General features: G+C 64.1%; 21 protein-coding genes. 8 read left to right on the forward strand and 13 right to left on the reverse strand.

The annotated features are described in order from the left end of the window. Window positions 1-3 precede the first annotated feature (3 nt). The gene (recG, locus tag F6X61_RS11570) at window positions 4-2082 is read left to right on the forward strand and encodes an ATP-dependent DNA helicase RecG (RefSeq protein ID WP_153786751.1); all 2079 of its coding nucleotides are present in this window, start codon (window positions 4-6) and stop codon (window positions 2080-2082) included. 78 nt (window positions 2083-2160) lie between these two features. After that, on the forward strand, window positions 2161-3564 hold the full coding sequence (locus tag F6X61_RS11575) for an aminoacyl-tRNA deacylase and HDOD domain-containing protein (protein WP_153786752.1): 1404 nt from the start codon (window positions 2161-2163) through the stop codon (window positions 3562-3564). A gap of 121 nt (window positions 3565-3685) precedes the next feature. Here the strand turns inward: F6X61_RS11575 and F6X61_RS11580 are convergent, their stop codons facing one another. The 4 genes from F6X61_RS11580 to F6X61_RS11595 form a co-directional block, all read right to left on the reverse strand. Next, window positions 3686-4060, reverse strand: a complete 375-nt coding sequence (locus tag F6X61_RS11580; RefSeq protein ID WP_125466073.1) for a helicase — start codon at window positions 4058-4060, stop codon at window positions 3686-3688. Window positions 4061-4202: 142 nt separating this feature from the next. Continuing rightward, window positions 4203-4499, reverse strand: coding sequence for an HU family DNA-binding protein (locus F6X61_RS11585; RefSeq protein WP_110991978.1), 297 nt, complete (start codon window positions 4497-4499; stop codon window positions 4203-4205). Between the two features lie 187 nt (window positions 4500-4686). After that, entirely contained in the window at window positions 4687-5835 is a 1149-nt protein-coding gene (locus F6X61_RS11590; protein ID WP_153786753.1) for an NAD(P)/FAD-dependent oxidoreductase, read from the reverse strand. Window positions 5836-5867: 32 nt separating this feature from the next. After that, the gene (locus F6X61_RS11595) at window positions 5868-6035 is read right to left on the reverse strand and encodes a rubredoxin (RefSeq protein WP_008091623.1); all 168 of its coding nucleotides are present in this window, start codon (window positions 6033-6035) and stop codon (window positions 5868-5870) included. A 153-nt stretch (window positions 6036-6188) separates the two neighbouring features. Here F6X61_RS11595 and F6X61_RS11600 point away from each other — a divergent pair, with 153 nt between their 5' ends. Further along, window positions 6189-6746: a chorismate lyase gene (locus tag F6X61_RS11600; RefSeq protein ID WP_153786754.1), complete on the forward strand. Its 558-nt coding sequence runs from the start codon at window positions 6189-6191 to the stop codon at window positions 6744-6746. Beyond that, window positions 6746-7636 carry a 4-hydroxybenzoate octaprenyltransferase gene (ubiA, locus tag F6X61_RS11605; protein WP_153786755.1) on the forward strand — a complete coding sequence of 297 codons (891 nt, stop codon included), beginning with the start codon at window positions 6746-6748 and terminating at the stop codon, window positions 7634-7636. The genes F6X61_RS11600 and ubiA overlap by 1 nt, the downstream gene beginning before the upstream one ends. A gap of 100 nt (window positions 7637-7736) precedes the next feature. On the opposite strand, the gene F6X61_RS11610 is transcribed toward ubiA, so the two are convergent. Then, on the reverse strand, window positions 7737-8105 hold the full coding sequence (locus tag F6X61_RS11610) for a hypothetical protein (protein WP_110991974.1): 369 nt from the start codon (window positions 8103-8105) through the stop codon (window positions 7737-7739). Window positions 8106-8280: 175 nt separating this feature from the next. Here F6X61_RS11610 and phoB point away from each other — a divergent pair, with 175 nt between their 5' ends. From phoB to F6X61_RS11625, 3 genes are all read left to right on the forward strand, one after another. Beyond that, window positions 8281-8970: a phosphate regulon transcriptional regulator PhoB gene (phoB, locus tag F6X61_RS11615; RefSeq protein WP_011536427.1), complete on the forward strand. Its 690-nt coding sequence runs from the start codon at window positions 8281-8283 to the stop codon at window positions 8968-8970. Window positions 8971-9042: 72 nt separating this feature from the next. Continuing rightward, window positions 9043-10314 carry a phosphate regulon sensor histidine kinase PhoR gene (phoR, locus tag F6X61_RS11620; RefSeq protein ID WP_256671353.1) on the forward strand — a complete coding sequence of 424 codons (1272 nt, stop codon included), beginning with the start codon at window positions 9043-9045 and terminating at the stop codon, window positions 10312-10314. A 195-nt stretch (window positions 10315-10509) separates the two neighbouring features. Then, a complete protein-coding gene (locus tag F6X61_RS11625) occupies window positions 10510-11850 on the forward strand; it encodes a hemolysin family protein (protein ID WP_125466079.1) in 1341 nt (446 codons plus the stop codon). Between the two features lie 75 nt (window positions 11851-11925). Here the strand turns inward: F6X61_RS11625 and F6X61_RS11630 are convergent, their stop codons facing one another. The 8 genes from F6X61_RS11630 to F6X61_RS11665 all read right to left on the reverse strand — a co-directional run bounded on the left by F6X61_RS11630 (window position 11926) and on the right by F6X61_RS11665 (window position 22588). Next, on the reverse strand, window positions 11926-12825 hold the full coding sequence (locus F6X61_RS11630) for a peptidoglycan DD-metalloendopeptidase family protein (protein ID WP_153786757.1): 900 nt from the start codon (window positions 12823-12825) through the stop codon (window positions 11926-11928). 232 nt (window positions 12826-13057) lie between these two features. Continuing rightward, a complete protein-coding gene (locus tag F6X61_RS11635; RefSeq protein WP_153786758.1) occupies window positions 13058-13966 on the reverse strand; it encodes a response regulator in 909 nt (302 codons plus the stop codon). 164 nt (window positions 13967-14130) lie between these two features. After that, window positions 14131-14901: a phosphate signaling complex protein PhoU gene (gene phoU, locus F6X61_RS11640; RefSeq protein ID WP_110991969.1), complete on the reverse strand. Its 771-nt coding sequence runs from the start codon at window positions 14899-14901 to the stop codon at window positions 14131-14133. A 162-nt stretch (window positions 14902-15063) separates the two neighbouring features. Beyond that, window positions 15064-15897, reverse strand: a complete 834-nt coding sequence (gene pstB, locus F6X61_RS11645) for a phosphate ABC transporter ATP-binding protein PstB (protein WP_153786759.1) — start codon at window positions 15895-15897, stop codon at window positions 15064-15066. Between the two features lie 72 nt (window positions 15898-15969). Then, window positions 15970-17640: a phosphate ABC transporter permease PstA gene (gene pstA, locus F6X61_RS11650; protein WP_153786760.1), complete on the reverse strand. Its 1671-nt coding sequence runs from the start codon at window positions 17638-17640 to the stop codon at window positions 15970-15972. Window positions 17641-17657: 17 nt separating this feature from the next. After that, window positions 17658-19946 (reverse strand): ABC transporter permease subunit, encoded by a 2289-nt coding sequence (locus tag F6X61_RS11655; protein WP_153786761.1) that lies wholly within the window; start codon window positions 19944-19946, stop codon window positions 17658-17660. A 140-nt stretch (window positions 19947-20086) separates the two neighbouring features. Continuing rightward, on the reverse strand, window positions 20087-21085 hold the full coding sequence (locus tag F6X61_RS11660; RefSeq protein ID WP_110991966.1) for a phosphate ABC transporter substrate-binding protein PstS: 999 nt from the start codon (window positions 21083-21085) through the stop codon (window positions 20087-20089). Window positions 21086-21298: 213 nt separating this feature from the next. Next, window positions 21299-22588, reverse strand: a complete 1290-nt coding sequence (locus F6X61_RS11665) for an MFS transporter (protein WP_153786762.1) — start codon at window positions 22586-22588, stop codon at window positions 21299-21301. Between the two features lie 362 nt (window positions 22589-22950). On the opposite strand from F6X61_RS11665, the gene F6X61_RS11670 reads away from it, so the two are divergent. Then, window positions 22951-23349, forward strand: a complete 399-nt coding sequence (locus F6X61_RS11670; RefSeq protein ID WP_003253317.1) for an acyl-CoA thioesterase — start codon at window positions 22951-22953, stop codon at window positions 23347-23349. The last annotated feature ends 5 nt before the right edge of the window (window positions 23350-23354 follow it).

Raw genomic sequence — 23354 nt, forward strand, 5'->3', positions numbered from 1 at the left:
CCCATGACCGAGCTGTCGAATGTGCCGGTCACCACGCTCAAGGGCGTTGGCGATGCCATGGCGGAGAAACTCGCCAAGGTTGGCCTGGAGAACCTGCAGGACCTGCTGTTCCACCTGCCCCTGCGCTACCAGGACCGCACCCGCGTGGTCCCCATCGGTCAGCTGCGGCCAGGGCAGGACGCGGTGATCGAAGGTGTGGTCAGCGGCGCCGACGTGACCATGGGCAAGCGCCGCAGCCTGGTCGTGCGCCTGGGCGACGGCACCGGTGTGCTGAGCCTGCGTTTCTACCACTTCAGCAATGCGCAGAAGGAAGGCCTCAAGCGCGGCACCCACGTGCGCTGCTATGGCGAGGCCCGCCCCGGCGCCTCGGGGCTGGAGATCTACCACCCCGAGTACCGTGCACTGAACGGCGACGAGCCGGCAGCGCCGGTGGAACAGACCCTGACACCGATCTACCCGACCACCGAAGGCCTCACCCAGCAGCGCTTGCGCCTGCTGTGCCAGCAGAGCCTCGGTCAGCTCGGGCCGCGCAGCCTGCCCGACTGGCTGCCCGACGAGCTGGCCCGTGACTACCGGCTGGCGCCATTGAGCGACGCCATCCGCTACCTGCACAATCCACCGGCTGACGCCGATGTCGATGAGCTCGCCGAAGGCCAGCACTGGGCCCAGCACCGCCTGGCCTTCGAAGAGCTGCTGACCCACCAGCTGTCCCAACAGCGCCTGCGTGAAAGCCTGCGCAGCCTGCGTGCGCCGGTGCTGCCCAAGGCCATGCGCCTGCCCGCGCAGTACCTGGCCAACCTGGGCTTCAGCCCCACGGGCGCCCAGCAACGGGTCGGCAACGAAATCGCCTACGACCTGAGCCAGCCCGAACCGATGATGCGCCTGGTACAGGGCGACGTCGGCGCCGGCAAGACAGTGGTTGCCGCCCTTGCCGCGCTGCAGGCGCTGGAGGCCGGCTATCAGGTCGCGCTGATGGCGCCGACCGAGATCCTCGCCGAACAGCACTTCATCACCTTCAAACGCTGGCTTGAACCGCTGGGCATCGAAGTCGCCTGGCTGGCCGGCAAGCTCAAGGGCAAGGCCCGCGCCAGCGCCCTGGAGCAGATCGCCGGCGGTGCGCCGATGGTGGTCGGCACCCACGCGCTGTTCCAGGAGGAGGTGCGCTTCAAGCACCTGGCCCTGGCGATCATCGACGAACAGCACCGCTTCGGCGTGCAGCAACGCCTGGCCCTGCGCAAGAAGGGCGTCAACGGCGAGTTGTGCCCACATCAGCTGATCATGACCGCCACGCCGATCCCGCGCACCCTGGCCATGAGTGCCTACGCCGACCTGGACACCTCGATCCTCGACGAGCTGCCGCCCGGGCGAACGCCGGTCAATACCGTGCTGGTGGCCGACAGCCGCCGCTTCGAAGTGGTCGAGCGGGTCCGCGCCGCGTGCGCCGAGGGGCGCCAGGCCTACTGGGTATGCACGCTGATCGAAGAGTCCGAAGAACTGACCTGCCAGGCGGCCGAAAGCACCTTCGAAGACCTCGGCAGCGCTTTGGGCGAATTGCGCGTGGGCCTGATCCACGGGCGCATGAAGCCAGCGGAGAAGGCCGCGGTAATGGCTGAGTTCAAGGCTGGCAACCTGCAGTTGCTGGTGGCCACCACGGTCATCGAAGTCGGCGTGGACGTACCCAACGCCAGCCTGATGATCATCGAGAACCCCGAGCGCCTGGGCCTGGCCCAACTGCACCAGTTGCGCGGCCGGGTTGGCCGGGGCAGCGCCGTGAGCCACTGCGTGCTGCTGTACCACCCACCGCTGTCGCAGATCGGCCGCGAGCGCCTGGGCATCATGCGCGAAACCAACGACGGCTTCGTCATCGCCGAAAAGGACCTGGAGCTGCGCGGCCCCGGCGAGATGCTCGGGACCCGCCAGACCGGCCTGCTACAGTTCAAGGTCGCCGACCTGATGCGCGACGCCGACCTGCTGCCGGCCGTGCGCGATGCCGCCCAGGCCTTGCTGGCGCGCTGGCCCCACCACGTCAGCCCGCTGCTCGACCGCTGGCTGCGCCACGGCCAACAATATGGCCAAGTGTGACGCTCGTCCCATTACAGAACCAGCTTGCCGATCAGGCTGGTTATACTTCGCGTTCAAAGGAATTAGTGGATACAGGCCATGACTGAAGTTGCTCTGGATATCGCAACCCCACACGCACCGTCTGTCATCCGGCTGTTGCTCGAAAAACTCGGCGTGGCCTATGTCGAGGTGCCAGAAAGCCCGAAGCAGCCACCCGCATCGAAGGTTCAGGCCATCCTGCTCGATGACGAGGTCGGCGCCCTGCTGGTGCTGTACCCGCAGAGCAAGCTGCTGGACCTCAACCGCCTCGAGGAGCTGACAGGCCGCAAGCTCAAGGCCGTGCCGTTGCCGCGCCTCAAGCAGATGCTCGACAAGCATCATCTCAAGGCGCTGCCGGCCATTCCGGCACTCACCAGCTCGCCTTGCCTCTACGAAGGCAAGCTGCTCGAGCAAGAGCACCTGCTGATCCAGTCGGGCGAGGTGGGTATCCTGCTGTCGATCAAGCGCGACGATTTCAAGCGTATGTTGCACAAGGCCAGTGCAGGCAGCTTCGGCCAGCCGGTCCGTGAGATTCGCCCCAACCTCGACCGCCCGAATGACGACTCCAAGGAGATCACCCAGGCCGTCCAGGCCTTCACCGCTCGCCGTATCCAGAAGCGCCTTGAAGAAACCATCGAGATCCCGCCGCTGGCCGACACCGCGCAGAAAATCATCAAGCTGCGGGTCGATCCGAATGCCAGCACCGATGACGTCACCGGCGTGGTGGAAACCGACCCTGCCCTGGCCGCCCAGGTGGTCAGTTGGGCAGCATCGCCCTACTACGCCTCGCCGGGCAAAATCCGCTCGGTGGAAGACGCGATCGTGCGGGTGCTGGGCTTCGACCTTGTGATCAACCTGGCCCTCGGCCTGGCCCTGGGCAAGACCCTGAGCCTGCCCAAGGACCATCCGCAACAGGCCACCCCCTACTGGCAGCAGTCGATCTATACCGCTGCGGTCATCGAGGGCCTGACCCGCGCCATGCCACGCGCAGAGCGCCCGGAAGCCGGCCTGACCTACCTCGCCGGCCTGCTGCACAATTTCGGTTATCTGCTGCTGGCCCACGTGTTCCCGCCGCACTTCTCGCTGATCTGCCGCCATCTGGAGGTCAATCCGCACCTGTGCCACAGCTATGTAGAGCAGCACCTGCTGGGGATCAGCCGCGAGCAGATCGGCGCCTGGCTGATGAAGCTGTGGGACATGCCCGAGGAGCTGTCCACCGCCCTGCGCTTCCAGCACGATCCATCGTACGACGGAGAGCACGCGGCCTTCCCCAACCTGGTCTGCCTTTCGGTGCGCCTGCTGCGCTCGCGGGGTATCGGTTCGGGCCCGCAGGACGAAATCCCGGATGCCCTGTTCGATCGCCTGGGGCTGACCCGGGACAAGGCCGAAGAAGTGGTGAACAAGGTGCTGGAGGCGGAAGCTTTGCTGCGTGAGCTGGCCTCGCAGTTCCACGCACCGCACTGATGTAGCCGGTCCTCTGTCCTGTGTCCTGTGGGAGCGGGTTTACCCGCGAATGCGGTGGTCAATCCACAACCGTATTCGCGGGTAAACCCGCTCCCACAGGTGCATTGCGCTGTGTTGTCTATCAGCCCTTCTTCTTCGGCTTCAGGTATTTCATCAAGCCCTGGAACCAGATCACCAGCGCCGGGTTGCCCTTGATCTGGATGCTCTTGTCCTGAATGCCCTGCATGAACGCCAGTTGCTTGTTGCCCGCCTGCAGGGTGGCGAAGCCGTAGCCGGCATCCTTGAACGCAATGGCGAACGCCGGTTGCGGGTGCAGGCCACCCTTGCTGCTGATGCGTTGATCCTTGACCACGAAATGGCGGGCCACCTTGCCGTCCAGCGTCTGCATCTGGAATACCAGGTCCTTGTCCTGCAACTGCTGCTGGAACGCCGGGTTGTTGCGGCTGGCCTTGGCCATCAGCAACCCCATGGCCCAGAGAAGAAAGCGAAACTTCATCAACGCGCCTCGATTGAAAAATGACTGAGGCGCGCAGTTTATCCGTTTCCTGGGCGGTTTATGCAAGTTCGCCGCATTTTCACCGCAGAAACACAACGGGCGCCTCAAGGGCGCCCGTTCGAATGACCGTTGTTGCTGCCGATCACTTCTTCTTGGCAGGCTTGGCCGGTACGTTGACGCTGTCGCGCAGGTTCTTGCCTGGCTTGAAGGCGACGGTGTTGCTGGCCTTGATCTTGACCGGCTCGCCGGTTTGCGGGTTCTTGCCGGTGCGGGCGCCACGGTGACGTTTCTCGAAGGTGCCGAAACCGACCAGGGTGACGGTGTCCTTGTCGAGTGCGCCGGTGATGCTGTCGAGAATCGCGTTCAAGACCTGGTTGGCCTTTTCCTTGGTCAGATCGGCCTTGTCGGCGATGACGGCGGCGAGTTCTGGTTTACGCATAGTGAAGCCTCTTTGACGGAATTCTTGTTGTTATGCCGTGCTGCCAAGGGCGGCAGCGTTCAAGGCACCGCAGGCTCTAGGCTGCGGTAGACGCCAGTGAGAATGGCACGCCGTCCGGGGCCGCGCCAGTACCTGGGCGGCCATTGTCGCGGCAAGAACAGGAGAAATCCGACAGAACGCCCGCCATTTACGCCATCAGCGGCGGCAACTGGCGATTCAACGCCAGTTTCTCCATGACGGCCGCGCCTGTGAGGGCGTAGCCCAGCAGCTGGCCGTCAGAGCCGTGGCACAGCACCTTGAGGTCGGCGCCGCTGCCTTCCACCTGCCAGGTACCTTCCTGACCGGCGGGTGGGGGTGACACCACCAACGGGCAGGCCGGGGTCTTCACGGTGACGGGCATCGGCCCATAAGCGACCGCCGTGGGGTTGCCGGCCAAGGTCTGGGCAAGGGCACGGGCGCAGGTCATCAGGGGCATGACGTACAGCAGATTGATGCCATCGACCTCGGCGCAGTCGCCCAAGGCAAAGATATTGGCGTGGGAGGTGCGCAGCTGGCGATCGACTACCACGCCACGGTTCACCTGCAAACCGGCGGCGGCCGCCAGGTCGGTGCGTGGACGCAAGCCAATGGCCGAGACCACCAGGTCGCAAGGGATCACACTACCGTCGGAGAGGTGCGCGTCGAGGGCCGCCCCGACCCGCTGCAGGCGGGTCAGCACCGGCCCCAGGTGGAAGCGCACGCCCAGGCCCTCGAGGCCCGCCTGCACGGCATTGGCAGCGGCGGGATGCAGCAGGGTCGGCATCACCTGCTCGCACGGCGCCACTACGTCGCACTGGTAGCCGCCCAGGGTCATGTCGTTGGCGAACTCGCAGCCGATCAGGCCGGCACCGAGGATCAGCACCCGCTGCTTGCCAGCGGCGGCAGCCCGGAAGCGCGCGTAGTCCTCGAGGTCGTTGATCGGGAACACCTGGTCGCCGGCATCGCCTTCAACCGGCACCTGCACGGTCTGCGCGCCCCAGGCCAGGATCAGGTCGCGGTACTCGACCGCTTCTTCACCGATCCACAGGCGCTTGTGCCCCGGGTCGATACCGCTGATACGGGTATGGGTGCGAACCTCGGCCTTGAGCTGCTCGGCCATCGCGCCGGGCTCGGCCATGCACAGGCCGTCGGCGTCCTTGCCCTTGGCGAAACCGGTGGAGAGCATCGGCTTGGAGTAGGAGCGACCGTCGTCGGCAGTAATCAGCAGCAGCGGCGTTTCACTGTCGAGCTTGCGAAATTCGCGGGCCAGGTTGTAGCCGGCAAGGCCGGTGCCGATGATTACCACGGGGGACGTCATGCAGGTGCTTCCTCATTCCAGTAAGGGTGCGATCAGCCGATGGCGATCATTTCGAAGTCGCTCTTGCCCACGCCGCAGTCGGGGCACAGCCAGTCTTGCGGCACGTCTTCCCAACGGGTGCCTGGGGCGATGCCGTCATCCGGCCAGCCTTCGGCTTCGTCGTAGATCAGGCCACAGACAATACATTGCCACTTCTTCATGGGGGGTCGTTCCTCGGTCAGGCTTGATGTGTCGCTGCTGATGCCCCGCGATAGAGGCACCGCGCAATCTGGTCCGGGCTTTGTACTGTATGCAAGCCGCCAGGGCAATCATGCTAAGCTCGCCGCCTCTCTGGCTGTCACAAGCATACCGACGTGTCGTACGAAACCCCGCAAGCAGCCGCTGTCGCGTGGCTGCCGTATTCACAACTGGCGAGCACGCTCGACCAGCCGACCCTCGACTGGCTGTTCGACCAAGGCTCCCTGACCCGCCGCCTGACCCAGCTGTCCCACGACCACTTCAGCGTCACGCCCTTGTTCGAAGGCTGGCAGCCGCTGCGCGATGACGAATGCGCAGCGCTTGGCCTTGCGCCCGGCGAAGAGGGCTGGGTGCGTGAGGTCTACCTGCGCGGCCATGGCCAGCCCTGGGTGTTCGCCCGCAGCGTGGCCGGGCGCAGCGTGCTGGAACGCGGCGGCCTGGACCTGGAAACCCTGGGCACCCGCTCGCTCGGTGAGTTGCTGTTCTGCGACCAGGCGTTCATCCGCCACCCCATCGAGGTGTGCAGTTATCCACAGGGCTGGTTGCCTGCCGAGGCCGCCCATGCCGGGCTGTGGGGGCGGCGTTCGCGCTTCGAGCGTGCCGGCCTCGACCTGCTGGTGGCTGAGATTTTCCTGCCGGCGCTGTGGCAAGCGGCCAAGGAGGCAACCTGCTGATGTACCTGCAACTGCTCAAATCGCTCAACCGCCTGCACCCACGGGCCTGGGACTTCGTCCAGCTGAGCCGCATGGACCGCCCGATCGGCATCTACCTGCTGCTGTGGCCGACGCTGATGGCCGTGTGGATCGCCGGCAATGGCGCACCCAGCGTGGCCAACGTGCTGATCTTCGGCCTGGGGGTGGTGCTGATGCGTGCCGCCGGCTGCTGCATCAACGACTTCGCCGACCGCAAGGTGGACGGCCACGTCAAGCGCACCGCCGACCGGCCGCTGGCCAGTGGCAGGGTCAAGCCACGGGAAGCCTTGGCATTGTTCGCCGTGCTGGTGGGGGTGAGCTTCCTGCTGGTGCTGTGCACCAACGCCCGCACCGTCTGGCTGTCGTTCGGCGCCGTGGCCCTGGCGTTCTGCTACCCGTTCATGAAGCGCTACACCTATTACCCGCAGGTGGTGCTGGGTGCCGCGTATTCCTGGGGCATTCCCATGGCCTTCACCGCCGCCGGTGGAGAACTGCCGGCCGCCGCCTGGCTGTTGTACATCGCCAACCTGCTGTGGACGGTGGGCTATGACACCTACTACGCCATGGTCGATCGTGACGACGACCTGAAGATCGGGGTGAAATCCACCGCCATCCTGTTCGGCGAGGCTGACCGGGTGATCATTCTCACCCTGCAGCTGCTGTCGCTGGGCTGCTTGCTGCTGGCCGGCAGCCGTTTCGAGCTGGGGGGCTGGTTCCATCTGGGGTTGCTGGCGGCAGCGGTGTGCTTTGCCTGGGAATTCTGGTCGACGCGCAAGCTGGACCGAGAATCGTGCTTCAAGGCGTTCCTGCACAACCATTGGGCGGGGATGTTGATCTTTATCGGGGTGGTGCTGGATTACGCGTTGCGTTGACCTTCACTGCCCCTGTGGGAGCGGGTTTACCCGCGAATGCGTCGGTGAGTCCACCATCGCATTCGCGGGTAAACCCGCTCCCACAGGTTACAAGGCGCTGTTAAGGCTTGGCCACGTGCCAGACATCCTTCATGCCATCGCCGGTCATGTCCCCGGCTTTCTTGTCCTTGACGAAGGTGTACAGCGGCTTGCCATCGTAGGCCCACTGCATCGAACCGTCGTCGCGCTTGATCTGCGTCCACTTGCCTTCGGCTTTTTCACCGGCCGTGACCTTCAACGGCGGCCAGTTGGTCGCGCAATCGCCGTTGCACATCGACTTGCCACCTGCATCCTTGTCGAAGGTGTACAGGGTCATGCCGTTGTGGTCGACCCACATGCCATCCTTCTCCATGGCGTGATGAGCCGACGCCACCCCCGGCACTGCCAGCGCAGCGCAAAGGGCCATCCAGCTCAGCGTATGTCGTGTCATTGGAATCACCATCGTTTCGGGGGGTTGAAGGGTTCTGGTAGCCGCTGCAGCGGCCCTGTGAAGCCTAGCCCAGTCATGCAATGTCGCCAGAACTGCCCATGCCCTGTCACACAGCTGCAATAATTCCGTTATCTAATGCGGGCCAAGACACCGTTCCCGGGAGAGGTAATTGAGCATGGTTGGCAGAAACATTCTGATCGTCGACGACGAAGCGCCTATCCGCGAGATGATCGCCGTTGCATTGGAAATGGCTGGCTATGACTGCCTTGAAGCGGAGAACTCGCAACAGGCCCACGCCATCATCGTCGACCGCAAGCCGGACCTGATCCTGCTCGACTGGATGCTGCCGGGCACCTCGGGCATCGAACTGGCGCGCCGCCTCAAGCGCGACGAACTGACCGGCGATATCCCGATCATCATGCTCACCGCCAAGGGCGAAGAGGACAACAAGATCCAGGGCCTCGAAGTGGGCGCCGACGACTACATCACCAAGCCGTTCTCGCCGCGCGAGCTGGTGGCGCGCCTCAAGGCCGTGCTGCGCCGCACCGGCCCGAGCGACAGCGAAGCCCCAATCGAAGTCGGCGGCCTGCTGCTCGACCCGATCAGCCACCGGGTGACCATCGACGGCAGGCCTGCCGAGATGGGCCCCACCGAATACCGCCTGCTGCAGTTCTTCATGACCCACCAGGAGCGCGCCTACACCCGTGGCCAGCTGCTCGACCAGGTCTGGGGCGGCAACGTCTACGTCGAGGAGCGCACGGTCGACGTGCACATCCGCCGCCTGCGCAAGGCGCTGGGTGAAGCCTACGAAAATCTGGTACAAACCGTCCGCGGCACTGGCTATCGGTTCTCGACCAAGAGCTGATCGAAGCCCAGACGCCCGCAGTACAAGGACTGTCAATTGAACCAGAACTGGCACGCAACCCTGATTCGCCACATGTTGCTGCTGATCACCGTCTGCCTGATCGGCGGCCTGGTCAGCGGTTTCTACGGCTGGAGCCTGGCCATCGGCCTGGCGTTCTACCTGGGCTGGACGCTCAAGCAGCTGCTGCGCCTGCACGACTGGCTGCGCCACCACCAGCCCGATGAGGCACCGCCGGACGGCTACGGCCTGTGGGGCGAGGTGTTCGACAGCATCTATCACCTGCAGCGCCGCGACCAGCGCGTGCGTGGCCGCCTGCAGGCGGTGATCGACCGGGTGCAGGAGTCCACCGCCGCATTGCGTGACGCGGTGATCATGCTCGACAGCGAAGGCAACCTGGAGTGGTGGAACCGCGCTGCCGAAACCCTGCTGGGCTTCAAGACCCCGCAGGACGGCGGCCAACCGGTGACCAACCTGGTGCGCCACCCGCGCTTCAAGGAATACTTCGAAGCGGAAAACTATGCCGAGCCACTCGAGATCCCCTCACCGATCAACGACCGCCTGCGCGTGCAGCTGCAACTCACCCGCTACGGCAACAACGAGCACCTGATGCTGGTTCGCGACGTGACCCGCATCCATCAGCTCGAACAGATGCGCAAGGACTTCGTCGCCAACGTCAGCCACGAGCTGCGCACGCCGCTGACGGTGATCACCGGCTACCTGGAAACCCTGCTGGACAACGTCGAAGGCGTGAACCCGCGCTGGGGCCGTGCCCTGCAACAGATGAGCGCGCAAGGCTCGCGCATGCAGACCCTGCTCAACGACCTGCTGCTGCTGGCCAAGCTCGAAGCCACCGACTATCCCTCGGACAACCAGCCGGTGCTGGTCGACGCCCTGCTCACCGCCATCAACAACGATGCCCAGGCGCTGTCCGGCCCGCGCAACCAGCGCATCACCCTGGAGGCCGCACCCGGCATCCGCTTGAAGGGCAGCGAGTCGGAACTGCGCAGCGCGTTCTCCAACCTGGTGTTCAACGCGGTCAAGTACACCCAGGACGAGGGCAACATCCGTATTCGCTGGTGGGCCGACGAGCAGGGCGCGCACCTGTCGGTGCAGGACTCGGGCGTCGGCATCGAGGCCAAGCACCTGCCGCGCCTGACCGAACGCTTCTACCGCGTCGACTCCAGCCGCGCCTCCAACACCGGCGGCACCGGGCTGGGCCTGGCGATCGTCAAGCATGTGCTGATGCGCCATCGCGGGCGCCTGGAAATCAGCAGCGTGCCGGGGCATGGCAGCACCTTCACCTGTCATTTTGCGCCGGCACAATTGGTCGTGAACAAGGACTGAACCCTCGCGGGGCAAGCCCGCTCCCACGGATCTGCACAGGCATCGTGGGAGCGGGCTTGCCCCGCGATGCGCCAACCGGGCATGGCCCTCCCCTTTGCTTTTGCGGCTTCAGCCGCTACATTGGATCCCCTGTGCCAGCAAACGCTGGCACTTTTTTTCTTACTTTTCAGCAGACGGACCCCGTAAAACTCCATCATGGACCCTTCCCCTGGTATCAGCCTCACCTCGTTGTTCGCCGATTTCGGCATGATTCTCTTTGCCTTGTTCCTGGTGCTGCTCAACGGCTTCTTCGTTGCCGCCGAGTTCGCCATGGTCAAGCTGCGCTCCACCCGCGTCGAGTCCATCGCCGAGCTGCATGGCTGGCGTGGCAGCATCCTGCGCAAGGTACACAACCAGCTCGACGCCTATCTTTCGGCCTGCCAGCTGGGCATCACCCTGGCTTCGCTGGGCCTGGGCTGGGTCGGTGAGCCGGCCTTCGCCCACCTGCTCGAACCGCTGCTGGCCTACTTCGGCGTCGACTCTCCCGAGCTGATCAAGGGCATCTCGTTCTTCGTCGCGTTCTTCGTCATCTCCTACCTGCACATCGTGGTCGGCGAGCTGGCGCCCAAGTCCTGGGCGATCCGCAAACCCGAGCTGCTGTCGCTGTGGACGGCGGTGCCGCTGTACCTGTTCTACTGGGCGATGTACCCGGCCATCTACCTGCTCAACGCCAGCGCCAACACCATCCTGCGCATCGCCGGGCAAGGCGAGCCCGGCCCGCACCACGAGCACCACTACAGCCGCGAGGAGCTCAAGCTGATCCTGCACTCCAGCCGTGGCCAGGACCCGAGCGACCAGGGCATGCGCGTGTTGGCCTCGGCCGTGGAGATGGGCGAGCTGGAGGTGGTCGACTGGGCCAACTCACGCGAGGACATGGTCAGCATCGACGCCCATGCCCCGCTCAAGGACATCCTCGCGCTGCTGCGCCGGCACAAGTTCAGCCGCTACCCGGTGTACGACGCCGAGCGCGAAGAGTTCACCGGCCTGCTGCACATCAAGGACCTGCTGCTGGAGCTGGCCGAACTGGACCACCTGCCGCAGACCATCGACCTGGACGACCTGGCCCGGCCGCTGGAGCGTGTGTCCCGGCACATGCCGCTGTCGCAACTGCTCGAGCAGTTCCGCAAAGGCGGCGCGCACTTCGTGCTGGTCGAGGAGGCCGACGGCAAGGTGATCGGCTACCTGACCATGGAAGACGTGCTGGAAGTGCTGGTGGGCGACATTCAGGACGAACACCGCAAGACCGAACGCGGCATCCTCGCCTACCAGCCCGGCAAGCTGCTGGTACGGGGCGATACGCCGCTGTTCAAGGTCGAACGGCTGCTGGGGATCGACCTCGACCACATCGAGGCGGAGACCCTCGCCGGGCTGATCTACGAGACCCTAAAGCGCGTGCCTGAGGAAGAGGAAGTGCTGGAGGTCGAAGGCCTGCGCATCATCATCAAGAAGATGAAAGGGCCGAAGATCGTGCTGGCCAAGGTGCTCAAGCTGGATTGATCAGCATCTGCAACCTATCGCGGGGCAAGCCCGCTCCCACGAACCTCGTGGGAGCGGGCTTGCCCCGCGATGCTTTCAGGGGTTGCCAGCAGTGAAATCCGGCATCCCGCCAATCGGCCGGTCGAACTGATAGGGGATCGACTCCAGCGCCAGCCCCACGTTGCGCTGCACCACGAAGTGCAGATGCGGCCCACTGCTGTTGCCGGTATTGCCCGACTTGGCCAATGCCTGCCCCACCACCACCTGTTGCCCCTCTGCCACCACCACCGAGCCACGCATCAGGTGCAGGTAGACGCCCATGGTGCCGTCCGGGTGCAGGATGCGCACGAAGTTGCCCGCCGGGTTGCTGCCACGCCCGGTCTGGCTGTTCTCGATCCTGACCACCACCCCGCCCCTGGCCGCGATGATCGGCGTGCCCTCGGGCATGGCGATATCGATGGCGTAGCGCCCCTTCGGGCCGAAATGGCTGAAGCGGCCATTGGGCCCCTGGCTGATGCGAAACGGCCCGCCCTTCCACGGGAAGGGGTAGCGATAGCCCTGGGTACGCTGGATGGGATCGCCCATGGCGTACTCGAACTTGCTGACGTATTTCAACGGCCCGCTGGGCGCAGCCAGTATGACGCTGAGGACCTGGGTCGAACGCGCGGGCACCACACGCCTGACCAGGCGCGGGGCATTGCCGCCAAAGGCATTGGCCAGGCCATTGAGGCGCAGTTCGACCTCCATCGGCACATGCAGCTCGTTACGCGCAATGAAGCGCACGCCGCCACGGAATGCCTCGGTCTGCAGGCGCACCTGGCCGTCGAGGCGCTCGACCATGGGCTCGTGAACGATCAAGGGTTTTGCCCCTGGGCTGGGGCTTTCCGAGTAAGAGGCCACACCGAAATCGTCGGTGGTCTTGTAGATGGTCATGCCCAGGCTCGACGCCGAGGCCGTGAGCAAGGCACAGAACAGCAGCAGGCGGGCGGGCGGCATGATAGTGGCTTTTTGACAGTTGAGTTCTGTCGAAGCCTAGCAGCCGATTTCAAGACGAGTTGCTACAGCTGGTCGGATGCCATGGGTTCACCCCGGTCTGTAGGAGCGGCCTTGTGTCGCGATAGGGCCGCAAAGCGGCCCCAGCGATCTATGCATCCACGTTGAAATCCTGGGGCCGCTGCGCAGCCCTGTCGCGACGCAAGGCCGCTCCTACAAAGGCAGGACCTGCACCTCAGGCACCAGGCGTGAAGTGCTTCTGCGCAGTGCCACGAGCAATCAGCCGCGACAGGTAATCGAGCTTCTGCGCATCCTGATCGACGAACTTGAAGTTCAATTGCAGCCAGTCGCTGTCCGGCTTCGGCTCCAACGCCGCAACGGCATGCAGGTAACCGTTCAGCCGCGCCACTTCGGCGTTCTCGCCTTGCTCAAGGTCGAGCACCGCGCCTTCGAGCACCTGCGGCAGGTTGGCGCTGCGACGCACCACCAGCAACGCCTCCTTCAGGCTCAGGGCCTTGATCACGCACGGTTGCGGACCGCTGGCCAGGCGCAGCTGACCCTGCCCACGGCCGGTCGGTGCTGCAGCGGCGGCGGCTTTCGGCGCCGGCGCATTGATCAACGGCTTGGCGGCCGTTGCTGCTGGCGCGGCAGGGGCGGCAACCTTGGCAGCCTCCGGGCGGCCCCCGGTCAGGGCGCTGAGCGAATCGTTGGCGAACGCCGAGTTGACCCGCGCCGGCCCACTCGCCATCAGGCTGTCGAGTTTGCCGATCTTGGTCAGCGACTTTTTCACCTTGGTCAGCAGCTGTTCGTTGGTGAACGGCTTGCCGACGAAATCGGAGACGCCGGCCTGGATGGCCTGGATCACGTTCTCCTTGTCACCACGGCTGGTCACCATGATGAACTGCATGGTCTTCATTTCTTCCTGCTGGCGGCACCAGCTCAGCAGCTCGAGGCCGGACATCTCCGGCATCTCCCAGTCGCACAAAACCAGGTCGAAACGCTCCTTGCTGAGCATGGCCATGGCTTTGCGGCCGTTGACCGCATCTTCGATTACCATGCCCGGGAAGGCATTACGCAGGCACTTCTTTACCAGATCGCGGATGAACGGGGCATCGTCCACGACCAGCACATTGACTTTACTCATCGATACTCCTCTTGAATCCCGACTAGCATACCGCCGACTGATGGCCATTTGCCAAAACACGGGTCACGCCGGGACTTCTCTACACGTTCGCGGCTGCCTGCAGGGTGCTCGACCGCAAACGAAAACGCCCGGCGGATGCCGGGCGCTGTTGCTCGGGAGCAATTCTATTTATCGTCCGGTTCAGCCGGAACATTAGCGATTTCGCCCTCTTCGAAGGCCTCGCCCTGTACTTCCGCTTTCATGCGTTTGAGACCCATGTGGCGCACGTCGGTACCGCGTACCAGGTAGATCACCAGCTCCGAGATGTTGCGCGCGTGGTCGCCGATCCGCTCCAGCGAACGCAGGGCCCAGATCACGCTGAGCACGCGCGTGATCGAACGCGGATCTTCCATCATGTAGGTGACCAGTTCGCGCAACGCGGTCTTGTACTCGCGGTCGATGGTCTTGTCGTACTGGGCCACCGACAGCGCCAGGTCAGCGTCGAAACGGGCGAAGGCATCCAGTGCGTCACGCACCATGTTGCGCACCTGGTCGCCGATGTGGCGCACCTCGACATAACCCCGTGGCGACACCCCTTCCTCGCACAGCTGGATGGCGCGGCGGGCGATCTTGGTGGATTCGTCACCGATGCGCTCCAGGTCGATCACCGACTTGGAGATGCTGATGATCAGACGCAGGTCGGAGGCCGCCGGCTGGCGGCGGGCGAGGATGCGCACGCATTCCTCGTCGATGTTGCGCTCCATCTGGTTGATCTGTTCGTCGACTTCACGCACCTGCTGGGCCAGGCCCGAGTCGGCCTCGATCAGCGCGGTGACGGCGTCGTTGACCTGCTTCTCGACCAGCCCGCCCATGGCCAGCAAGTGGCTGCGGACTTCTTCGAGCTCGGCGTTGAACTGCTGGGAAATGTGGTGGGTAAGGCTTTCTTTGTTGATCATCGTTTCGCTCCGCGAAGAAGCTGCAAGCTTCAAGTCGTTCGTATCGTTCCCTGGCAAGCACTATGAACCGTGGGAGCGAGCTTGCCTCGCGATTGCGGTGCCAGCTCTGGCGCAATCGCGGGGCAAGTCGCAGCGGCGCACCGCCGCTCCCACGGATCCCACCTAGCCATAGCGGCCGGTGATGTAGTCTTCGGTCTGCTTCTTCGCCGGGTTGGTGAACAGGGTGTCGGTATCACCGAATTCCACCAGTTTGCCCATGTACATGAACGCGGTGTAGTCCGAAACACGGGCCGCTTGCTGCATGTTGTGGGTAACGATGACGATGGTGTACTTGGATTTCAGTTCGTAGATCAGCTCTTCGACTTTCAGCGTCGAGATCGGGTCCAGTGCCGAGCACGGCTCGTCGAGCAGCAGCACTTCCGGCTCGACGGCGATGGTACGGGCAATCACCAGACGCTGCTGCTGGCCACCGGACAGGCCCAGCGCCGACTCGTGCAGACGGTCCTTGACCTCGTCCCACAGGGCCGCGCCCTTCAGCGCCCATTCCACGGCTTCATCGAGGGTGCGCTTCTTGTTGATGCCCTGGATGCGCAGGCCGTAGACCACGTTCTCGTAGATGGTCTTGGGGAACGGGTTGGGCTTCTGGAACACCATGCCCACGCGGCGGCGCAGTTCGGCCACGTCCTCGCCCTTGCGGTAGATGTTGTTGCCGTACAGGTTGATGGCGCCGTCAACACGGCAGCCGTCAACCAGGTCGTTCATGCGGTTGAAGGTGCGCAGCAGGGTCGACTTGCCGCAGCCGGACGGGCCGATGAAGGCGGTCACGCGCTGCTTGGGGATATTCATGCTGACGTCGAACAGCGCCTGCTTGTCGCCGTAGAACAGGGACAGGCCGGGCACTTCGATGGCCACGGTCTCTTCAGCCAGGCGCAGGCTCTGCTTGTCGCGGCCCAGGGCCGACATGTCGATGCCGTGGGCGTGGGATTCATGCTGCATGGTCAACTCCATACGCTATCAATTCGTTTCAAAGGGCCGCCCGGGCTGCGGGCGGCGCGCTTGCAATCAGGATCAGCTGTCGAGGGCCTTGTACTTCTCGCGCAGGTGGTTACGCATCCACACCGCCGAGAGGTTGAGGGTGGCGATCACCAGCACCAGCAGCAACGCGGTGGCATACACCAGCGGCCGCGCGGCCTCGACGTTGGGGCTCTGGAAGCCGACGTCGTAGATGTGGAAGCCCAGGTGCATGATCTTCTGGTCCAGGTGCAGGTACGGGTAGTTGCCGTCCACCGGCAGCGATGGCGCCAGCTTCACCACACCCACCAGCATCAACGGGGCCACTTCGCCGGCGGCGCGGGCCACGGCGAGGATCATGCCGGTCATCATGGCCGGGCTGGCCATCGGCAGGACGATCTTCCACAGGGTCTCGGCCTTGGTCGCACCCAGGGCCAGCGAGCCCTCACGCACGGTGCGTGGAATGCGCGCCAGGCCTTCCTCGGTGGCCACGATCACCACCGGCACCGCCAGCAGCGCCAGGGTCAGCGAAGCCCAAAGCAGGCCGGGTGTGCCCAGGGTAGGCGCCGGCAGCGACTCGGGGAAGAACAGGCGGTCGATCGAGCCACCCAGCACGTAGACGAAGAAGCCCAGGCCGAACACGCCGTAGACGATCGCCGGTACACCGGCCAGGTTGTTCACGGCGATGCGGATCAAGCGGGTCACCGGGCCCTGCTTGGCGTATTCGCGCAGGTAGACTGCGGCCAGCACGCCGAACGGGGTGACGATCACGGCCATGATCAGGGTCATCATCACGGTGCCGAAGATGGCCGGGAAGATACCGCCTTCAGTGTTGGCCTCACGCGGGTCGTCGCTGAGGAACTCCCATACCTTGGCGAAGTAGGCACCCATCTTGGTCAGGCCGGACATGGCGTTCGGCTGGATCGCGTGGACCACCTTGCTCAGGTTGATCTCCACTTCGCGGCCGTTGCCGTCGCGGGCCACCAGGCTGTCGCGGGCGAAGGCCTGGTGCAGGCCGCTCAGGCGCTCTTCGATGGCCTTGTAGCGGTTGTTCAGCTCGGCGCGCTCGGCATCCATGTCGGCCTGGGCGGCGGCATCGAGCTTGCCGTCCAGTTCCAGCTTGCGGCCATGCAGGCGCAAGCGCTCCAGGCCGTGGTTGATGGCGCCGATGTCTTTCTTCTCGAGCTTCACCAACTGGTCGTTGAGTTCGCTGGCGCGCTTGAGGCGGGTCTGCAGCTCGTTCCAGGCCTCAGGGCCCTGGGCAACCACGCGCCCTTCTTCCTTGACGCTCACCAGATAGCCGTAGAAGTTGCCCCACTCGCGGCGCTCCAGGGCGATCAGCTCGGCGGGCTTTTGCTGATCCACCAGCCACTCGCCGACCAGCCAGGTGAAGTCGCTGCCGTTAAGGTCGCGGTTACCGATCTTGACCAGCTCGCGGGTCATGAACTCCGGGCCCTGGTCGGGCACCGGCAGGCCGGCACCCTTGAGGCGTTCGCGCGGTACTTCTTCCTTCTGTACCACTTCACCGATGATCACGTGGTCGGCCTGGCCAGGCACCTTGTAGGTGGCCTGGACCAGGTCGGCCGGCCAGAAGTGGCCCAAGCCACGCACAGCGATCACGGCCAGCAGGCCGACGGTCATGATGACCGCCATGGCTACCGCGCCACCGCTGATCCAGACGCCGGGGGCGCCGCTCTTGAACCAGCCTTTGAGGGAATCCTTTTTCACGGATCTCTACCTTTCTATCAAAGCGACGAGTATTTCTTGCGCAGGCGCTGGCGAATCAGCTCGGCCAAGGTGTTCATGATGAACGTGAACATCAGCAGCACGAGGGCGGCGAGGAACAGCACACGATAGTGGCTGCCACCGACTTCCGATTCCGGCATTTCCACGGCCACGTTGGCGGCCAGGGTGCGCATGCCCTCGAACAGGTTCATTTCCATCACCGGGGTGTTGCCGGTGGCCATGAGCACGATCATGGTCTCGCCCACCGCACGGCCCATGCCGATCATCAGTGCCGAGAAGATGCCCGGGCTGGCGGTGAGGATGACCACGCGGGTCAGGGTCTGCCACGGCGTCGCACCCAGGGCCAGCGAGCCCAGGGTGAGGCTGCGCGGCACGCTGAACACGGCGTCTTCGGCGATGGAGTAGATGTTCGGGATGACCGCAAAGCCCATGGCGATACCGACTACCAGGGCGTTGCGCTGGTCGTAGGTGATCCCCAGGTCGTTGCTGATCCACAGGCGCATGTCGCCGCCGAAGAACCAGCTTTCCATGAACGGGCTCATGTACAGCGCGAACCAGCCGATCGCCAGGATCACCGGGATCAGGATCGCCGCTTCCCAGCCATCCGGGATACGCAGGCGGATCGACTCCGGCAGGCGGCTCCAGGCAAAACCGGCGACCAGGATGCCCACCGGCAGGATCAGCAGCAGGCTGAACACGCCCGGCAGGTGGCCTTCAAGGTACGGCGCGAGGAACAGGCCGGCGAAGAAGCCGAGGATCACCGTCGGCATCGCTTCCATCAGTTCGATCACCGGCTTGACCTTGCGGCGCATGCCCGGGGCCATGAAGTAGGCGGTGTAGATGGCGGCGGCGATGGCCAGCGGAGCAGCCAGGATCATCGCGTAGAACGCGGCCTTGAGCGTCCCGAAGGTCAGCGGCGACAGGCTCAGCTTGGGTTCGAAGTCGGTGTTCGAGGCGGTCGACTGCCAGACGTATTTAGGCTCGTCGTAGTTCTCGTACCAGACCTTGCCCCACAGCGCACTGAAGGAGATCTCTGGGTGCGGGTTGCGCAGGCTCAGTGGCAGCAGCTTGCCGCCTTCTTCGATGATGATGCGGTTGGCGCGTGGCGACAGGGCCAGGATGCCCGCGCCTTCGGCGACCGGCTCGACCAGCAGGGTACGGTGCGCGGTGCTGTGGAACACACCCAGCTTGCCGGCGCTGTCGAGGGCGATGAAGCCCTTGCGGCGCTCTTCGGCGTCGATCTGCACGATCGGTGCGTTACCCAGCTGGAAGCTGCGGATCAGTTTCAGGCGCGACTCGCCATCCGGGTCGCGGGCCATGAACCACTGGCTCAGGCCGCCCTTGGAGTCACCGAAGATCAGCGAGATGCCGCCGACCAGTTGGCCGCTGGCGGTGATTTCGGCGTTGCCGTCCTCGAGCAGCTTGTAGCGGCCGTTGAGGCTCTTCTCGCGCAGGCTGAAGACGTCGGCGGTGGCACGGCCGTTGACCACGTACAGCCACTGCTGGCGCGGGTCGATGAAGATGTTCTTCACCGTCTCGGTCATCTGCGGCAACTCGATGCGGTTCTGCTCGACGGTGACCTCGTCGGTCATCATGTTCTCGGTGCGCGACAGTTCGATCACCTGCAGGTGCGCACCGGTGGAGCCGGCCAGCAACAGGGTGTCGCCATTGACGTTGACGCTCACGTGTTCCAGCGCGCGGCCCTGGTCATCCAGGGTGAACAGGTCCTGACCATAGGGGTAGTCGATGCCCGCCTCGATGGTCTTCTTGTTGTCCGGGTAGGTGATCTTGTAGGTGTGGTGGAACACCAGCGCCTGGCCGTTGGACAGGCCCAGCACCACCAGCGGGCTGCCGGGTTGGTCGGTGCTGATCGAGCTGACCTGGGTGCCGGCGGGCACGGGCAGGTCGACGCGTTTGAGTTCGTTACCGGTCTTGGTATCGAAGAACAGGGCCTGGCCCTTGTCGGAAACGCGCATGCCCACGAGGTTCTGTTCCTCGAGGGCGATCATCAGCGGTTTGCCGGCATCCTGCTGCAGCCAGGTCGGCTCCAGCGCCTTCTTGCTGGTCAGCGTGGCGCCCTGGAACAGTGGCAGCACTACGTAGGCCAGGTAGAAGAAGATCAGGGTAATGGCAGCCAGCACGGCCAGCCCGCCCACCAGGACGTACCAGCGGGTCAGGCGGTCCTTGAGGGCGCGCATGCGGCGCTTGCGTTGCAGCTCGGGCGTATTGAAATCAATGCGCACCGGCGGGGAATTTTGGGTCATGGTGGAGTTGGCCAGATCATTCATGCGCACACCCTAGCGGTCCCGTATGACAAAAACATGACAATGCAGTGACGCAAGAAAGCCCGCCGCGCAGGAACCCTGGCTTCGGACCGAGAAATTCGTGGACAAGGCCGGGCATCAGCACCGGCCTCATCCTCAGTTACTTACTTCTTTGCGACGTTACCGGCGTGGGACAGGCCCAGGTCAGCCAGGGTCTTGTCGACCACTTTGGCCGGCAGCGGGATGTAGCCATCCTTCACCACGACCTGCTGGCCTGCCTGGGACAGCACCAGCTTGACGAACTCGGCTTCCAGCGGGGCCAGAGGCTTGTTCGGGGCCTTGTTGACGTACACGTAGAGGAAGCGCGACAGCGGGTACGAACCGTTCAGGGCGTTGGCTTCGTTGTCTTCGATGAACTCGCCGCCCTCTTTCTTGGCCAGGGCCACGGTCTTCACGCTGGCGGTCTTGTAGCCGATGCCCGAGTAGCCGATGCCGTTCAGCGAGGAGCTGATCGACTGCACGACCGAAGCCGAGCCAGGCTGTTCGTTGACGTTAGGCTTGAAGTCGCCTTTGCACAGGGCTTCTTCCTTGAAGTAGCCGTAGGTGCCCGATACCGAGTTACGGCCGAACAGCTGGATTGGCTTGTTGGCCAGGTCGCCGGTCACACCGATGTCACCCCAGGTCTTCACGTCAGCCTTGCCGCCGCACAGGCGGGTGGACGAGAAGATGGCGTCGACCTGAGCCATGGTCAGGCCCTTGATCGGGTTGTCCTTGTGCACGAACACGGCCAGGGCGTCGACGGCAACCGGGATGGCGGTTGGCTTGTAGCCGTACTTCTGCTCGAAGGCCTGCAGCTCGACGTCCTTCATCTTGCGGCTCATCGGGCCCAGGTTGGCGGTGCCTTCGGTCAGCGCGGGCGGCGCGGTGGAGGAGCCGGCGGCCTGGATCTGGATGTTTACGTTCGGATATTCCTTCTTGTAGGCCTCGGCCCACAGGGTCATCAGGTTGGCGAGGGTGTCCGAACCGACGCTGGAGAGGTTACCCGATACACCGGTGGTCTTGGTGTAGGTCGGGATGGCTGGGTCGACAGCGGCGACCGCATTGGCGGTGGCAACGCCAGCGGCGGCAAAGGTCAGGGCCGCCATCAAACGCTTCAGTTTCATGCCTTGCTCCTAGCAGGAATATCGTAGGGGTTGTGATGGAACGGGCCTAAGTATCTGCAGGCCGCATGAACACGATATGACTCCAATGTGACAATTGGATGAAAGGCCATCACCGGTTGCCCGGGATGGCCTTTCAAGATGTTTCAGGAAGGGTTCGAGCAGGTCCACCTTCTTCGCAGGTTTACCCGCGAAGAGGCCAACAGTGCCAGCCGCTTAGCGCTTGTTGGCGAGCAAATAGAGACCCACGGCCAGACCAACGGCACACAGGCAAGCCACATAGTAAGCAGGCGCCATAGGGCTGAATTTCAACAGCGCGGTAACCACCATCGGCGTCAAACCACCGAAGATCGCGTACGCCAGGTTGTAGGAGAACGACAGCCCACTGAAACGCACCACCGGCGGGAACGCCTTGACCATCACGTACGGCACGGCACCGACGATACCCACGCACAGCCCGGTCAGGGCGTACAGCGGGAACAGCAGGTCCGGGCGGGTCGGCAGGCTGTGGTAGAAGGCCCAGGACGAGGCCAGCAGCGCCAGGCTGCCAACGATGAACACACGCCCGGCACCGAAGCGGTCGGCCAGGCTACCGGCGCCGACACAGCCCAGGCTGAGCAGCACGATGGCCAGGCTGTTGGCCTTGAGCGAATCGGTGGGGCTGACGTGGTAGAGGCTCTGCAGCAGGGCCGGGGTCATCAGGATGATCACCACGATGCCGGCCGACAGCAACCAGGTGAGCAGCATCGACAGGATGATCGCGCCGCGGTGGTCGCGTAGCACCGCGCGCAGCGGCAGCTCCTCGGCCAGGGCCTTGCGCGCCTGCATCTCGGCGAACACCGGGGTTTCATGCAGCCAGCGGCGCAGATAGACCGCGAAGAAGCCGAACACCCCACCCAGCAGGAACGGGATGCGCCAAGCGTAGTCAGCCACTTCTTCCGGGCTGTAGATCGTGTTGATCAGCGTCGCCACCAGCGAGCCAAGCAGGATGCCCGAGGTCAGGCCGGCGGTCAGGGTGCCGCAGGCATAACCGGTGTTGCGCGCCGGCACGTGCTCGGAGACGAATACCCAGGCGCCCGGCACTTCACCACCGATGGCCGCCCCCTGGATGACACGCATCAACAGCAGCAGGATCGGCGCCCACAGGCCGATCTGTGCATAAGTCGGCAGCAGGCCCATGACCAGGGTCGGCAGCGCCATCATGAAGATGCTCAGGGTGAACATCTTCTTGCGCCCGAGCAGGTCACCGAAGTGGGCCATGACGATGCCGCCCAGCGGCCGTGCCAGGTAGCCGGCGGCGAAGATGCCGAAGGTCTGCATCAGGCGCAGCCACTCGGGCATGTCGGCGGGGAAGAACAGCTTGCCCACCACCGTGGCGAAGAACACGAAGATGATGAAGTCGTAGAACTCCAGGGCACCACCGAGGGCGGACAGAGAGAGGGTCTTGTAGTCGCTGCGGGTCAGCGGCCTGGAAGGCTGCTCGATACTGCTCGGCACGGAGGTCATCGCTGCTCGTTCTCTTTTTTAGTGTGCAGGCCGCTTGGCATGCGGCTTCTGGATTGGGTAGCGGGTGAAGATAACAAATTGCCGAGCAGCCCTCATAGCGGTACAAAATCCGTACAGATATTCATGAATGTGACGTCGTCGCTGGCTGTAAGGGTCTATATACTGCCCGCTCGTAGGAAAAGGTTGATTCTGTTGAGGGATATTGTGCGAAAACGTCGGTCTCTATTGTCAGACTGTTTCGCAGAGTTTCCCCAAGGCCGCCCCTGAAGCGAAATCAGCGTAGTATGCGAGCAGCTGAATCGTTTTAACGGCGTCCGTCACTGCGCCACCCATGAAGCGTCACGGGTCAGAGGCCCCACGGCATGATTGAGCTCGAACAAGAAGATCCTATCCCGCAGGGCGATCTGGCCTTGCAGATCACCGCGCTGCCGCGCGAAACCAACGGTTTCGGCGACATCTTCGGCGGCTGGCTGGTCGCACAGATGGACCTGGCCGGTACCGCCATGGCCAGCCGCGTTGCCGGTGGCCGCGTGGCCACGGTGGCCATCGACCGCATGGCCTTCCTGGTCCCGGTGGCCGTGGGTGCGCAGCTCTCCTTTTATACCCAGACCCTGGAAATCGGTCGCAGCTCGATCCAGATGATGGTCGAAGTGTGGAGCGACGATCCGTTGTCCAGTGAATGGCGCAAGGTGACCGAAGCGGTGTTCGTGTTCGTCGCCATCGACGGCAGCGGCCGCACCCGCTCGGTGCCTCGTCGCTGAGCCAG

Source organism: Pseudomonas sp. EMN2 (assembly GCF_009650555.1).
Classification (GTDB): domain Bacteria; phylum Pseudomonadota; class Gammaproteobacteria; order Pseudomonadales; family Pseudomonadaceae; genus Aquipseudomonas; species Aquipseudomonas sichuanensis.